General features: G+C 49.1%; 12 protein-coding genes. 3 read left to right on the top strand and 9 right to left on the bottom strand.

The genetic code is table 11. The features are described from left to right. The first annotated feature begins 62 nt into the window (after nt 1-62). Entirely contained in the window at nt 63-779 is a 717-nt protein-coding gene (locus ACSVDI_RS05265; RefSeq protein WP_457945277.1) for a hypothetical protein, read from the top strand. A gap of 105 nt (nt 780-884) precedes the next feature. Here the strand turns inward: ACSVDI_RS05265 and ACSVDI_RS05260 are convergent, their stop codons facing one another. The 4 genes from ACSVDI_RS05260 to ACSVDI_RS05245 all read right to left on the bottom strand — a co-directional run bounded on the left by ACSVDI_RS05260 (nt 885) and on the right by ACSVDI_RS05245 (nt 6,893). Continuing rightward, entirely contained in the window at nt 885-2,105 is a 1,221-nt protein-coding gene (locus tag ACSVDI_RS05260) for an aspartate kinase (protein ID WP_457945276.1), read from the bottom strand. Between the two features lie 29 nt (nt 2,106-2,134). Then, the gene (gene thrB, locus ACSVDI_RS05255; protein WP_457945275.1) at nt 2,135-3,031 is read right to left on the bottom strand and encodes a homoserine kinase; all 897 of its coding nucleotides are present in this window, start codon (nt 3,029-3,031) and stop codon (nt 2,135-2,137) included. Between the two features lie 25 nt (nt 3,032-3,056). Continuing rightward, nucleotides 3,057-4,301, bottom strand: a complete 1,245-nt coding sequence (locus ACSVDI_RS05250) for a homoserine dehydrogenase (protein ID WP_457945274.1) — start codon at nt 4,299-4,301, stop codon at nt 3,057-3,059. A 228-nt stretch (nt 4,302-4,529) separates the two neighbouring features. After that, on the bottom strand, nt 4,530-6,893 hold the full coding sequence (locus ACSVDI_RS05245) for a transglycosylase domain-containing protein (protein ID WP_457945273.1): 2,364 nt from the start codon (nt 6,891-6,893) through the stop codon (nt 4,530-4,532). 92 nt (nt 6,894-6,985) lie between these two features. On the opposite strand from ACSVDI_RS05245, the gene ACSVDI_RS05240 reads away from it, so the two are divergent. After that, the gene (locus tag ACSVDI_RS05240) at nt 6,986-7,381 is read left to right on the top strand and encodes a BofC C-terminal domain-containing protein (protein ID WP_457945272.1); all 396 of its coding nucleotides are present in this window, start codon (nt 6,986-6,988) and stop codon (nt 7,379-7,381) included. Nucleotides 7,382-7,520: 139 nt separating this feature from the next. Here the strand turns inward: ACSVDI_RS05240 and ACSVDI_RS05235 are convergent, their stop codons facing one another. The 4 genes from ACSVDI_RS05235 to ACSVDI_RS05220 form a co-directional block, all read right to left on the bottom strand. Continuing rightward, nucleotides 7,521-7,715: an alpha/beta-type small acid-soluble spore protein gene (locus ACSVDI_RS05235; protein ID WP_457945271.1), complete on the bottom strand. Its 195-nt coding sequence runs from the start codon at nt 7,713-7,715 to the stop codon at nt 7,521-7,523. 96 nt (nt 7,716-7,811) lie between these two features. Continuing rightward, nucleotides 7,812-8,354 carry a hypothetical protein gene (locus ACSVDI_RS05230; protein WP_457945270.1) on the bottom strand — a complete coding sequence of 181 codons (543 nt, stop codon included), beginning with the start codon at nt 8,352-8,354 and terminating at the stop codon, nt 7,812-7,814. Between the two features lie 179 nt (nt 8,355-8,533). After that, nucleotides 8,534-8,767, bottom strand: a complete 234-nt coding sequence (locus tag ACSVDI_RS05225; protein WP_457945269.1) for a hypothetical protein — start codon at nt 8,765-8,767, stop codon at nt 8,534-8,536. A 112-nt stretch (nt 8,768-8,879) separates the two neighbouring features. Continuing rightward, nucleotides 8,880-9,650: a polysaccharide deacetylase family protein gene (locus tag ACSVDI_RS05220; protein WP_457945268.1), complete on the bottom strand. Its 771-nt coding sequence runs from the start codon at nt 9,648-9,650 to the stop codon at nt 8,880-8,882. Nucleotides 9,651-9,825: 175 nt separating this feature from the next. Here ACSVDI_RS05220 and ACSVDI_RS05215 point away from each other — a divergent pair, with 175 nt between their 5' ends. Further along, complete coding sequence (locus ACSVDI_RS05215; protein ID WP_457945267.1) at nt 9,826-10,425, top strand: thymidine kinase; 600 nt, start codon at nt 9,826-9,828, stop codon at nt 10,423-10,425. Nucleotides 10,426-10,525: 100 nt separating this feature from the next. Here the strand turns inward: ACSVDI_RS05215 and ACSVDI_RS05210 are convergent, their stop codons facing one another. Next, the gene (locus tag ACSVDI_RS05210) at nt 10,526-12,334 is read right to left on the bottom strand and encodes a polysaccharide biosynthesis protein (protein ID WP_457945266.1); all 1,809 of its coding nucleotides are present in this window, start codon (nt 12,332-12,334) and stop codon (nt 10,526-10,528) included. Nucleotides 12,335-12,483 lie beyond the last annotated feature (149 nt).

The following is a 12,483-nucleotide window of genomic DNA, read 5'->3' as shown; positions in this document are numbered from 1 at the left end:
TACCGCCGATGCGATTATCGGCGGTATTTTTGCGTATATATGACGGAACGGAGATGAAAGCTATGAAAGTGAAAAGAATAGGAAAAAGGCGGCTACTCATTTTACCGCTCAGCGCCCGCCGCGTTAGACAAATCTCTTGGATTTCTCTCTTTCTGGTCTTCCTGCTGATTCTATTCTGCTATCTGATATACCAGCACGGAACAGCCGAGCATCCCTCCCCCCGTCGCATCGACATGCAGATTGCGTTTCACAATCCAAAAGTCAAAAATAATCTTGATTTAGTAAAATACGCGGAAAACGCGCGGGACTGCAAATGGGGTTATCTTTACGGAACCTTCGGGCAGATTTTGGACCCGGGCCTGCTGGACTACTGCCGTGAAAAATACCCTGACGAAGTAGCTCCTTACCTAGAGTTTACGCGGAAAAACTGGATGGGCGGCAGGGTTACGGACTGCGTCGGACTGATTAAGGGCTACGGCTGGTTCGACCCCGCTTCCGGCGGATACGAATACCGTTCCAACGGTATGCCGGATTTAAACGCCAATGGCATGGCGCAGGCAGCGCAGGAAAAAGGAGAAATCCAGTCCATTCCGGAAATTCCCGGGCTTGCCGTATGGATGAACGGGCATATCGGCGTTTACATAGGAAACGGCGAGGTAATTGAAGCGATGTCTTCCCAGCGCGGGGTGGTACAGACCAAACTGAAAGGCCGCGGTTGGCAGCTCTGGCTGAAAATCCCCTCTCTGGAATACGACCTGCCGGACTCTTCTGCTTCCTAAAAGGCAGTCTAGTCGCAAAAAGCGCTGCAAAATGAGGGAAAACTCATTTTGCAGCGCTCTCTTTCTAAAGTTCGGGTGCAGCGGCACCGTTTTTCAATTCGACGATTATACGTCCGGACCCGCGCTGAAGAACTTGTCATGAACCGCGGCAACTGCCTTGTCCGCGCTGTCACGGTCAATCAGGACGGAAATCTTGATTTCACTGGTAGCAATCATCTGAATGTTGATATCGGCTTCAAACAGGGCCTCAAACATCTGGGCCGCAATGCCGGGATGTGTTTCCATGCCGGCGCCCACAATGGAGACCTTCGCCACGTTTTCATCGTAAACCACGCTGGTTGCGCCGATTAGCTCCACATAAGGATTCAGAATTTCGATGGCTTCTTTCAGGTTTGCCTGACTAATGGTAAAGCTGATATCCTTGGTTCCGTTCCGGCCAACCGATTGAAGAATAATATCAACGTTAATATTTTTTGCGGAAAGCTTGGAGAAAATTTTAAAGGCAAGGCCCGGACGATCGGGGACCCCAATAATTGACACGCGGGCAACATCTTCGTCCTTCGCGATTCCGCTAATCAGCATTTTTTCCATTTTTTTAGCCTCCTTAACAATTGTTCCGGGTTTTCTGGTCATGCTAGAAAGAACCTCAAGCTCAATGCCGTACTTCTTCGCCATTTCAACCGAGCGGTTGTTCAGCACCTGGGCGCCAAGGGAAGCAAGCTCAAGCATCTCATCATAAGAAATAACATCCAGTTTCCGCGCGTTTTTCACCTTGCGCGGGTCGGCGGTAAACACGCCCTCCACATCGGTATAAATCTGGCATAGGTCGGCGTTCATGACCGCCGCAATGGCGACCGCACTGGTGTCTGAACCACCGCGCCCCAGGGTGGTCATATCGTTATAACGGTTAATTCCCTGAAAGCCCGTCACAATTACAATGTTTTTCTTATCCAGTTCCTTTTGAATCCGTTCCGGCGACACACGCTTAATCCGCGCGCTCCCGTACGCGGAGCTGGTGTAGAAACCGGCCTGCCAGCCAAGCAGGGAAACAACGGGATATCCCAGCTTTTCAATGGCCATTGCCAACAAAGATGCGGACATCTGCTCCCCTGCGGTTAACAGCATATCCATTTCCCGTTTAGACGGGCTGGCGTTGATTTCGTGCGCTTTTGCAATCAAATCGTCGGTGGTATCGCCCTGAGCGGAAACGACGACAACCACATCATTGCCCGCTTCATAGGTTTTCGTAATAATGTCCGCAACATTAAAAATACGCTCGGCGTTCGCAACGGAACTGCCGCCAAACTTCTGCACAATCAGGCTCATAAGGTTCTGTCCCCCAAATCTTTGATAAGTTATTCGATCGCAATCTGCGCCCCTTTGGAATCTGTGCTAAGCACCTTTATCTGCCAGCCGGTAATTCCTTTTTCCTCCAGATGGGCAGCCGCGTATTTGCTGAAATTTTCGGTATTGTCGGCATCGATCATCGAAATGATGGTCGGGCCCGCACCGCTGACATAAGTGCCAAGGGAACCCAGTTCATAACTCAGGCGGAACACGCTGTCCAAATGATCAATTAGGCCCGCGCGGTACGGCTGATGGATTTTATCCTGCACCGCAACCCTCAGGTTTTCCAGCTTGCCAGAAAACAGCGAAGCCGCCATCAGCGCAGAACGCGAAAGATTGTAAACCGCGTCGCTTCTGGAATATTGATCCGGAAGGACGGAACGCGCTTTTTCTGTTTTCAGTTCAAACGGAGGAATAAATAAAACAAACCGGATTTTATCGGAAACCGGTACACTGACGCTGTAAACACGGCCCGCTTCAATCGCAGAAGCGGCAAGGCCGCCTTCAATCGCCGGGGTGGTATTGTCCGGATGGCCTTCAATCTGCGCCGCCAGGTTAATTAAATCCTGCTGGGAAAGCGGGCTGCCAAGCAGACGATTTGCACCGAGAATCCCCGCGACAATGCACGCCGAGCTGCTGCCGAGACCGCGCGCCATGGGGATGTTGTTCAGCTGAACGATTTTCAGCCCAGGAAGCTTCCGCCCGCACTGTTCATAAACCTGCCGTGCCGCCCAGAAAATCAGGTTGCTTTCGTCGGTTGGCACAACTACGTCATCCTTTGTGGAAATATCGATGGTATCAGACTCTTCCATCCATACCTGATTGTACAGGTTCAGCGCAATGCCGAGCGAGTCAAAGCCGGAACCAAGGTTCGCGCTGGTTGCCGGCACTTGGATTCGAATCATAGTATCAACATCCTATAATATAGATTTAAAGATCGCCGATGCGAATGGCATTGCCGATGGTAATGCCTTCCGCCTCCAGGCGGGCAAGTTTTTCTTCCAGTTCCTGCCCCTTCATAGAACCGGTCACAAAGGCAAACTCCCCTTGCTCCGGGTTCTTTCGGTTCAGGCGGGTAATTTCACCGAATATTTTCCGAGCGGTTTTATAACCCTCTTCCTCCTGCGCGGCTTTTGCGCGGACGAACATTGCCATGGTGTCGAGGCGGTAATCCTCCACATAATCGGGAGCACCGTCGTCCCAATACAGATACTTTCTCGCCTTAAAATGCTTGACGCAGTCGATAACATCTGCCACCACAGCGCTGGCGGTGGGCAGCTTTCCTGCGCCCTTGCCGTAAAATACAACGTCGCCGGTGGAATCCCCGCGCACCATAATGCCGTTAAACACATCGTCCACGGTGGCAAGCTGGCTTTCGCGGGAAAGAAACATCGGGCAGACGACCATTTGAAGCCGACCGCTTTCCATCATTTTCACCTGGCCGATCAGCTTTACCACGCCGCCCCAGGCGGAAGCATATTCCACATCTGCAAGGGTGATGCCGGTTATGCCTTCCGTGTGCACCTGTTCCGGATAAACGTGCCTGCCATAAGCAAGGGAAGCCAGAATGCAGATTTTGCGGCAGGCGTCGTAGCCTTCCACATCCGCAGCAGGATTGCGTTCCGCATAACCGAGCTTCTGCGCAAGCGCAAGCGCGTCGGCAAAATCCATTTTATCGCGGATCATTTTGGTCAGAATAAAGTTCGTCGTGCCGTTTAGGATACCCGCAATTTCAATCACATCGTTCGCGGCAAGGCACTGGCTGATCGGCCGGATAATCGGGATGCCGCCGCCCACACTTGCCTCGAATAAAAAGTTCAAGTTGTTTTTCTGTGCGATTTTTAAAAGCTCGGCGCCCTTGGCCGCAACCAGTTCCTTATTGGAGGTAACCACGCTTTTGCCAGACTCCAGGCACCGTTTTACATAATCAAAAGACGGATTCAAACCGCCCATTACTTCAACCACAATTTTAACGTCAGGATCCTGAAGAATTGTATCGAATGATTTGGTGAATCTATCTGCAAACGGACTTCCAGGGAAGTCCTTCAAGTCCAGAATGTATTTAATTCGAATTTCTTCCTTGGCCCGTTTCGCAATACTTTCGGTATGGTTGGTCAGAACTTCTACAACGCCGGAACCAACAACACCGTAACCCATCACGGCTATTTCTACCATATGACGCACCTCTTATTCATTCTACTCATATTCATCAAAATACAAATAAAGCGTTATGCACTTTAACAGTTTACCACGTTTCAGTGCAACATTCAACTGAATTTTACAAAGAATGCAGATACCTGAAGGTGTCTGCATTCCAGTTTTCTATCGTTTGATTTTTTGATTCTTCGCCGCGTCCATTTCAGGCTCCATCCAAAACAGCTGATGTTTTTTAATTAACAAGGTTCAGTTCTGGGGGGATACGGCATGCCCGGGTGCTTCATGCTGGGGTTTTCCGGGCGTTTCCCGCTGGACTTTTCCGGGCGGTGTGCTACCGGTAGGCAAATCTTCGGGGGTGCTTCTTTCCGAATTAATTTGAGACTCCGGCAAGCTTTCCGTGCTGGAAATATCGGATTCCAGCCCGCTGGAATCCCCCAGCGAACCCAATTCGCTGGAAGCAGAGGAAACGGACGTTACCGCGGAACTTTCTCCGGGGTGCACGCCGCTGCAAACCGGCGGCATATTGTTCTTGTCATACCAACCGGTTTTTACATTCTGGTCGGCAGAATTCGCCCGCAGACCGGTAATCGTACAATAACTGGCCGAAATAACATTGGGATCATAGGTAAAAGTTTTCTTTGGCTTATTTTTTAAATATTCCGACATAATGGATTTCCATATGGTCGCTGCATAGGTCGTTTTCGCCAAATGCGCCGGCGTTTTATAACCGGTCCAAATTCCTGCCACGGCATAAGGGGTGCCGCCGATAAACCAACTGTCCTTGTCGTCGTTGGTCGTACCGGTTTTGCCGAAGACTTCCCATCCGCTGATGGCGGCCCGGGTACCGGTACCACCGGTAATAACCGTATTCAGCAGGCGGTGCATAATGGAAGCCGTGGTGGAACTGATGACCTGCTTGGAAATGTTCTTGCGGTTGTCCAGAATCACGTTTCCATCGTGGTCATCCACATGATAAAAGGTGTACGGCCGATAATACTTTCCGCCGTTCGCGAACATCTGGAAGCCAGCCGTCATTTCGCGCACGGTAACACCTTCGCTCAAACCGCCGATGGCCATTGGCGCGCGGTTGTTGTCCGCGGGAACCAGGCTGGTAAATTCCAGCTTATTTTTTAAAAAGTTGAAGCAAACATTCGGGGTAATCGTATTGCATAGCTGAGCCGCTGCCGCATTCAAAGATTTTTGCAGGGCAAACTCCATGGTCACGGGACCCCAGTATTTGCCGCTGGTATTTCCCGGCCCTGCGTTTTTCGGGCCCGGCTTGCCGTTGCTGAACCAGTTGTCCAGCGGCGTGTCGTTCAAAATTGAGGAGTAGTAATATTTTCCGGATTCAATCGCCTGGCTGTAAGTGGCCAAAGGCTTAATGGTGGAACCGGGCTGCCTTTTGGTGTCGGTTGCAAAGGACAACAGGCGGTTTCCCTTCTTTTCGCCCCGCGCACCGACGGTTGCCAAAACACGTCCTGTATAATCCATAGCAATATATCCGGCCTGTAAATTTTTATCGGTACCGAATACGTCATCGGCCTTCAGGGTATTTTCTGCTATGGTCTGCATCTTTGTATCCATAGCGGCATAAATTTTCAGGCCGTCATGGTAAATCATATCCACAGCTTTTTCACTGGAGCAGTTGTACGCTTCCATCAGACCGTTTTTCACATCGTTGAACAGCGTATCGACATACCAGTTCCAGATTGGCACACTGTTCACCTGATTGGCAGCCTGCTTGCCGACGAATTTCATATGTTCGGATTCCGCCATGGCAGAATCGTACTGGGACTTGGTAATCTTCCCCTGGTCCACCATTTCCTTCAGCACAACCTGCTGGCGCTGTTTGTTCAGTTCCGGATGCACCAGTGGGGAATATTTCGACGGGTTTTGCGTAATCCCTGCAATCGCGGCGCATTCCGCTATGTCGCAATCCTGAATGTTTTTGTCAAAATACAGGTTTGCTGCAGCCTGAACCCCATTGGTTCCGCTGCCGAAGTTGACAACATTCAAATAAGCGGTAAGAATTTCTTCTTTGCTATACGATTTTTCCAGATTCAGAGCGCGGAAAATCTCTTTCACCTTACGGGTCAGGCTGACGTCGCTGTCACCGGTTACATTTTTAATCAACTGCTGAGTAATGGTCGATCCGCCATAGCTTCCGCCGCTGGAAAAAAGGTTGGCAACTGCGCCGAACGTCCGGTACCAGTCCACGCCATGGTGATCCCAGAAACGCTTGTCCTCAATCGCTACAATCGCGTCCTTCATGCCCTGCGGAATTTTATCATAATCCACCCACACCCTGTTTTCCGAGGTGTACAAGCTTTGGTACTTGACCGGATGTTCGCTGTCGTCGTTCTCTCCATTTACATAGATGAAACTGGTATAATTCAACTGCAGTTTGTGCAGGTCGTAATTAATGGTTTCATCTTTCATGCTTAAAATAAAGCTGATGAGCGAAACGGAAACGATTATGCCCGAAATGATAAATATGGTTAACACCGTCATGAACGCTTTTAAAATGATTTTGCCAAGGGATTTCGGTGTGACCGCGGCACTGTCTTTATAATTTTTGCCTGCGTATTTGGTGATGTCTGTTTTTCGCATCGGAAACCACCTCTAAACGGTTTTTGAAAACATCTAATCAAATTGAATAATTCTTCCAGATTTTACAAATAATATCACCTGAGGTGATATTGTTGAAAAAAGCATCCGTACTGCTTCTGAGCGCAGCCGCGATTCTGGTTGCGGTACTGCTTTCCATAAATTTTGTCGTAAACAGAAGCCGGATTCGCACCCAGCCGGAGAGCTCCTCTTCAAATATATTTTATAATTCTACCCCAATTACGTCTTCAAGTCAAGGAAGCAGCGAAATTAACGCGATGGCCAGCCAGGAAAGTAAACCGGATGTTTACACGGTAAAAGAATACGAAGGCGGTATCGGCGTGTTTTGCAATGACGAAATCATACCGATCCAGAAAATTGACGTGGACGTTTTCTCTCTTCCGACGGCGGATCAGGAACTATTAAAAGAAGGGATTAAGGTTTACAGTGTGGACCGACTCAATCAGATTATTGAAGATTATGAAAGCTGATGCGGCATGAGCGCCGGTTCTTTTTTGAGAGGGACCGACGCTCGTTTTCTGCAAATCCGTTTTATGGCCGAGGGAGCCATTCTTCTGACTTTAAAAAGAGCGCCATGCCGATTGGCATGACGCTCCGTTCATACTTTCTTTATTTGAGGCCTTCCTCGTAGCTCTGAATCATTTTCTTAACCATTTGGCCGCCGACAGAACCAGCTTCTCTGGAGGTAAGATCGCCGTTATAACCCTGCTTCAGGTTTACGCCAACTTCGTTGGCAGCTTCCATCTTGAACTTATCCAATCCTGCTTTTGCTTCAGGAACAACATGTTTATTGCTGCTAGTCATTTTACAACACTCCTTAATTGAATTATTGTATTGTTTGCGTTTGCGTTTATATTGTGCGTAAGGGAGATTGTGTTTATGACTGTTAATTATTAGAATCTATATCGTATAACCTTCGGAAGATTCTATTCCACAAACTAGCAGAACAGCGCACACCGCCAAAACCCGGTGTGGCCCGAGCGATGGCCGTAGGGATACGGTAAAATCGTGAGGCTCCAAAACCGTTCCCGAAATCGTCAAAATGCTGCGCTGTAAACTGAGCGACGCGCTGGTTTCGTCCAAAGCGGCAATGCTTATGGTATCTTTGGAGCTGGTTCCGCACGTGATGGCGGCCGCACAGGAGCCCCGCAGGGCAGCCGCGGCATGCAGATTCTGCGAATCCAGAATACAGGAAAATCCATCCGGAACCTGAAGCGGGCCCTGCGCTTCAAAGCTGTTTTTAAACAGCAGAATTCCGGTTTTTAAATCAATCGACGGAAGTTTTTCACAGTCAAAAACAATAAAATCTGCTTCTTTGTCCGCGTCTCCGGTCAGCTTTTGCGGCCCGAAGCAAAGCACATTTCCATACTCAGAAAGAGCGGGTACAAGCGCGTCTAAAATAGCAGTATCATTGCTTTTTCCACATAAAATGATGGGAATCATTTTTTCACTCCGTTTTTTCTTCTGATTTTGTCCTGTGTTTTACGGTTTCAGGGTACGGCGAATCCATCATCAGAGCTTTGGAGCGGTTAAAGTCACATATGGCAAAACGGCAGCAATTCAATGCTGCCGTTTTTTCGCAGTTGATTGGAACAAAAACAGTATTTGCGTGAAAAATGAAATTATGTATTTTTCAAATCACTTTGATGAATAAATTCTTGAAGATAGCCGCAAAGCCGTTTCGCCATTTCAGCATCCAGTTGGATGCTGGGCGGGCACTTTTCCATGCCGCCCTCCTGGCCCGAGGCATGCACCCACATGGAAAAATAATGCTGATCAAAATTGTATTCCAAAACGGTTTTTCCGGTTACACGAACCGGCCGCGCACATTTTTGAAGATCTGTAATTTTGGCCATAAACATCCTCCGGTTTCTAATTTTTCCAGAAAAACAATCGATACCATTATTATAGCCGAATTTTGCCTTGATACAAACCAACTTGCAGAGATAAAACGATGATACGATGATTTTACCGCCGGATAGCGGGAACCTGCACCCCAGCCTCCGTAACCGCATAGGGTTCCGGATACAGCAGTTGTGAAACGGGAACCAGCTCATACCCCTCCGACTGCAGGGTTTTCAAGATTCGCGGCAGAGCGGACGCCGTATTTCTGGCGCCGCCGCAGTGGAGCAGCACGATGGAGCCGGGTTCTACCTGAGTTACTACCCTTTCTGAAATCTCTCGCGGGGGCAGGTTAATCCAGTCCATGCTGTCAACGTTCCACAAAACACAGGTCATTTGGAGTGACCGGGCCACCTGCGCGACCACCGATTCGCTTTCCCCATACGGCGGGCGAAAGAGGGTTGGCCGGGCTCCCCTGGCATTTTGTATGCTGCGGCTGCACGATTGCATCTGTGCGGATATCTGCTGTCTGGAAAGTGCGCTCAGGTGGGGATGCGTGGCGGAATGGTTGCCGATTTCATGCCCCTGCGCGGTAATCGCCCGGATGGATTCCGGGTATTTTTCCGCCCAGGCGCCAACCGTAAAAAAGGTGCATTTCACCTGATACCTTTGCAGCACTTCGAGCAGCCTGCGCGTTTCCAAATCGTCGGAATCGGCATCAAACGTAAGCGCCGCACGTTTTTCTGATGTTTGCACACTTCGTATGGGAATCGCCCGGCTTTCCGAAAATGCGGCTTCGGACAGTACGTTTGGCGCGGCCATGGCCGCAACGGCAAGAAAACAGATGCCGCAAAGCACGCCGACCACTCTTTTTTCGGAAATGATCATCCATTTCATCCGCACTCCCCCTGGCTACAAATATATGCGGAAAACAGCACATTTACCGTATGCTGGGGGAAACGACTTTATAGTGTCTGAAAAAATCAGGGCATTCATTTTCCTGATGGAAAAACTGTGCTATACTTAAGTAACTGCTGATGAAAGCGATTGAATGGGAACGGAGGAGTTGGACATGCCAAAACTGTATTTTAAGTACGGTGCCATGGGCAGCAGCAAAACGGCACAGGCGCTGATGGTGAAGTTCAATTACGAGGAAAAGGGCTACCGGGTCGGCCTAATGAAGCCGGAGGTGGACAACCGGGACGGCGATACCACGGTCCGGTCGCGGATTGGCCTGAAAGACACTGGGATTCTGATTCGCCGGGATATGAATCTTTACGACTGGTACCAGAAAAACCCCTATGATGTGCTGATCATTGACGAAGCACAATTTCTTTCCGAAGAACAGATCAACCAGCTGAAAGACATTGCGATTGAGTTTGTTCCGGTACTGTGCTTCGGCCTGAAAACCGATTTCCAAACGCACTTGTTTGAAGGAAGCCGGCGCTTGTTTGAAATTGCAGATTCCCTGATGGAAATTAAATCCGTCTGCACCTGCGGGCGGAAGGCAGAGGTCAACGCTAGAATTCACGACGGCAAAATCGTCCGCGAGGGCGAACAGATTTTTATCGGCGGAAACGAAAGTTATATCGGACTGTGCTACGATTGCTGGCAGAAGGGGAAAATCAATCCTCCGCCCACCCGTATGTTGGAGGAACCCGATTCATTTTAATTTAACTCTAGAAAATAAAATATGAACGATTAAAGGGAGTGTTGTAAAATGAATGAAAATTCATTCCACAACACTCCCTTTATATTCCCTGAGATTTCGGTTATTTCGTCTGCGCCAGCGCGTCATTTTCTTCTGCGTGGCCGGAATAAGTCGGAACCAGTTCATGTATGATTTGAATCATTTTTACATTGTCCACTCCGGCGACCGCACGCAGTTTCTCCAGCTGCTCCAGAAAGGTTTGCTCATTAAACGGAATTGGCGTACCAATATAAATCAGCTCGTGGGAAGTCTTCTGGCAGCCGCCTTCGCTGTCGAGCAAAAGCTCTTCGTAAAGCTTTTCACCAGGACGAAGGCCGGTAAACTCAATTTTAATATCCACATCGGGCTGGAACCCGGAAAGACGAATCAGATTGCGCGCCAAATCCAAAATTTTCACCGGCTGGCCCATGTCGAGCACAAAAATTTCCCCGCCGTGTGCCATGCCGCCCGCTTGAATTACCAGACGCGCCGCTTCCGGAATGGTCATAAAGTAACGAATAATATCCGGATGCGTTACCGTAACCGGGCCTCCGTTTGCAATCTGCCGTTTAAACAGTGGGATTACGCTGCCGTTGCTGCCCAGCACATTGCCGAAACGAACCGCCACATAGTCCGTCTTGCTGTGGCGGCTGAAATACTGAATAATCAGCTCGCAGATTCGTTTGGTTGCGCCCATCACGTTAGTCGGGTTGACCGCCTTATCCGTGGAAATCAATACCATGCGGTTCACGCCGTACTTATCACAGGCTTGCGCAACGTTCAGCGTACCGAACACATTGTTTTTCACCGCTTCACCCGGGCTTAATTCCATAAGAGGCACATGCTTGTGCGCAGCGGCATGGAAGACAACGTCCGGCTTGAACACAGAAAACACATGCTCCACGCGGCTTTTATCACGCACAGAACCGATCAGTACTTCCAGATTCAGATGCTTGAACTTCATGAGAAGCTCATTCTGTAAATCGTAGGCGTTGTTCTCATAAATATCAAAAATAATCAGTTTTTTCGGGTTAAAGTACGCAATCTGACGGCAGAGCTCGCTGCCGATGGAACCGCCGCCTCCGGTTACCAGAACGGTTTTTCCTTTCAAATAGCCGCTGATTTCCTCCACGTTCAAGTGGATTTCATCACGACCCAAAAGGTCGACAATATCGACGTCGCGGATTTTTAACGGGTCGGCGCTGTCTTCAATAATTTCATAAAGCGCCGGAATGGTTTTCAGCTTGCAGCCCGTTTTGGAGCAGATGTTCACAATTTCCTGCTTGTCCTTTTTGGAAGCACTGGCAATGGCAAGCACAATTTGGTCGACATTGTAGCGCTCGGCCAGCTTTGGAATGCTTTCGCGCCCGCCAGCAACCTTTACGCCGTGAATGCGGGTTCCCTTTTTCCGGCGGTCATCATCCACTGCAACAACCGGAATGCCCTTGCTTTCCGGTGCGGATTTCATATCCTTAATCACCATGGAACCCATTTCGCCCGCGCCAATTACCATAACGCGGTGGAATTCTTCCTCGTTACCCAGCGTAACCTGACTTTTGCGCTTCATGCGGCGATACAAACGGAAGCTGAACCGCGAGGCGCCAACCAGGAAAAAGGTAAATACCCATCCGATGATATACACCGAAAACGGGAACCGCAGCATGCCGAAAACATGTGGGGAAATGGCAAAATCCGCCAGGCTGACCACAAGGCACGCCGTCGTAGTACCATAGAAAATCAGCAGGAGCTCGTCCAGACTGGCAAACTGCCACATCGTGGTATAAAAACGAAAAGCAATAAAGGTCAGAATGCAAATCAGCGTAATCCACGGAATGGTATGTCCAAAGGAAATCCAGTAATACCAAGGAACATCGTTTTCAAATCGCAGCATAAAGGCAATCCAGTAGCTGAAGAAAATGCAAACACTATCTATAATAAGTTGCGGTATTAAATTTTTTAAGGTATTTCTTTTAAAAATCATACAACTACTCCCATCAAATAATCTGCACATCTGCAACCGGTTAAGTATAGCACAATTCA

The sequence above is a fragment of the Caproiciproducens sp. LBM24188 genome (assembly GCF_054130445.1).
Note: the sequence above shows the minus strand (reverse complement) of the source record. Positions and strands in the feature narration are given on the sequence as shown.

Bases quoted from the DNA above. Each gene is read 5' to 3' on its own strand.
- ACSVDI_RS05265 (WP_457945277.1), top strand. From the start codon at position 63: ATGAAAGTGAAAAGAATAGGAAAAAGGCGGCTACTCATTTTACCGCTC.
- ACSVDI_RS05260 (WP_457945276.1), bottom strand. From the start codon at position 2,105: ATGAGCCTGATTGTGCAGAAGTTTGGCGGCAGTTCCGTTGCGAACGCC.
- thrB (WP_457945275.1), bottom strand. From the start codon at position 3,031: ATGATTCGAATCCAAGTGCCGGCAACCAGCGCGAACCTTGGTTCCGGC.
- ACSVDI_RS05250 (WP_457945274.1), bottom strand. From the start codon at position 4,301: ATGGTAGAAATAGCCGTGATGGGTTACGGTGTTGTTGGTTCCGGCGTT.
- ACSVDI_RS05245 (WP_457945273.1), bottom strand. From the start codon at position 6,893: ATGCGAAAAACAGACATCACCAAATACGCAGGCAAAAATTATAAAGAC.
- ACSVDI_RS05235 (WP_457945271.1), bottom strand. From the start codon at position 7,715: ATGACTAGCAGCAATAAACATGTTGTTCCTGAAGCAAAAGCAGGATTG.
- ACSVDI_RS05230 (WP_457945270.1), bottom strand. From the start codon at position 8,354: ATGATTCCCATCATTTTATGTGGAAAAAGCAATGATACTGCTATTTTA.
- ACSVDI_RS05225 (WP_457945269.1), bottom strand. From the start codon at position 8,767: ATGGCCAAAATTACAGATCTTCAAAAATGTGCGCGGCCGGTTCGTGTA.
- ACSVDI_RS05220 (WP_457945268.1), bottom strand. From the start codon at position 9,650: ATGAAATGGATGATCATTTCCGAAAAAAGAGTGGTCGGCGTGCTTTGC.
- ACSVDI_RS05215 (WP_457945267.1), top strand. From the start codon at position 9,826: ATGCCAAAACTGTATTTTAAGTACGGTGCCATGGGCAGCAGCAAAACG.
- ACSVDI_RS05210 (WP_457945266.1), bottom strand. From the start codon at position 12,334: ATGCTGCGATTTGAAAACGATGTTCCTTGGTATTACTGGATTTCCTTT.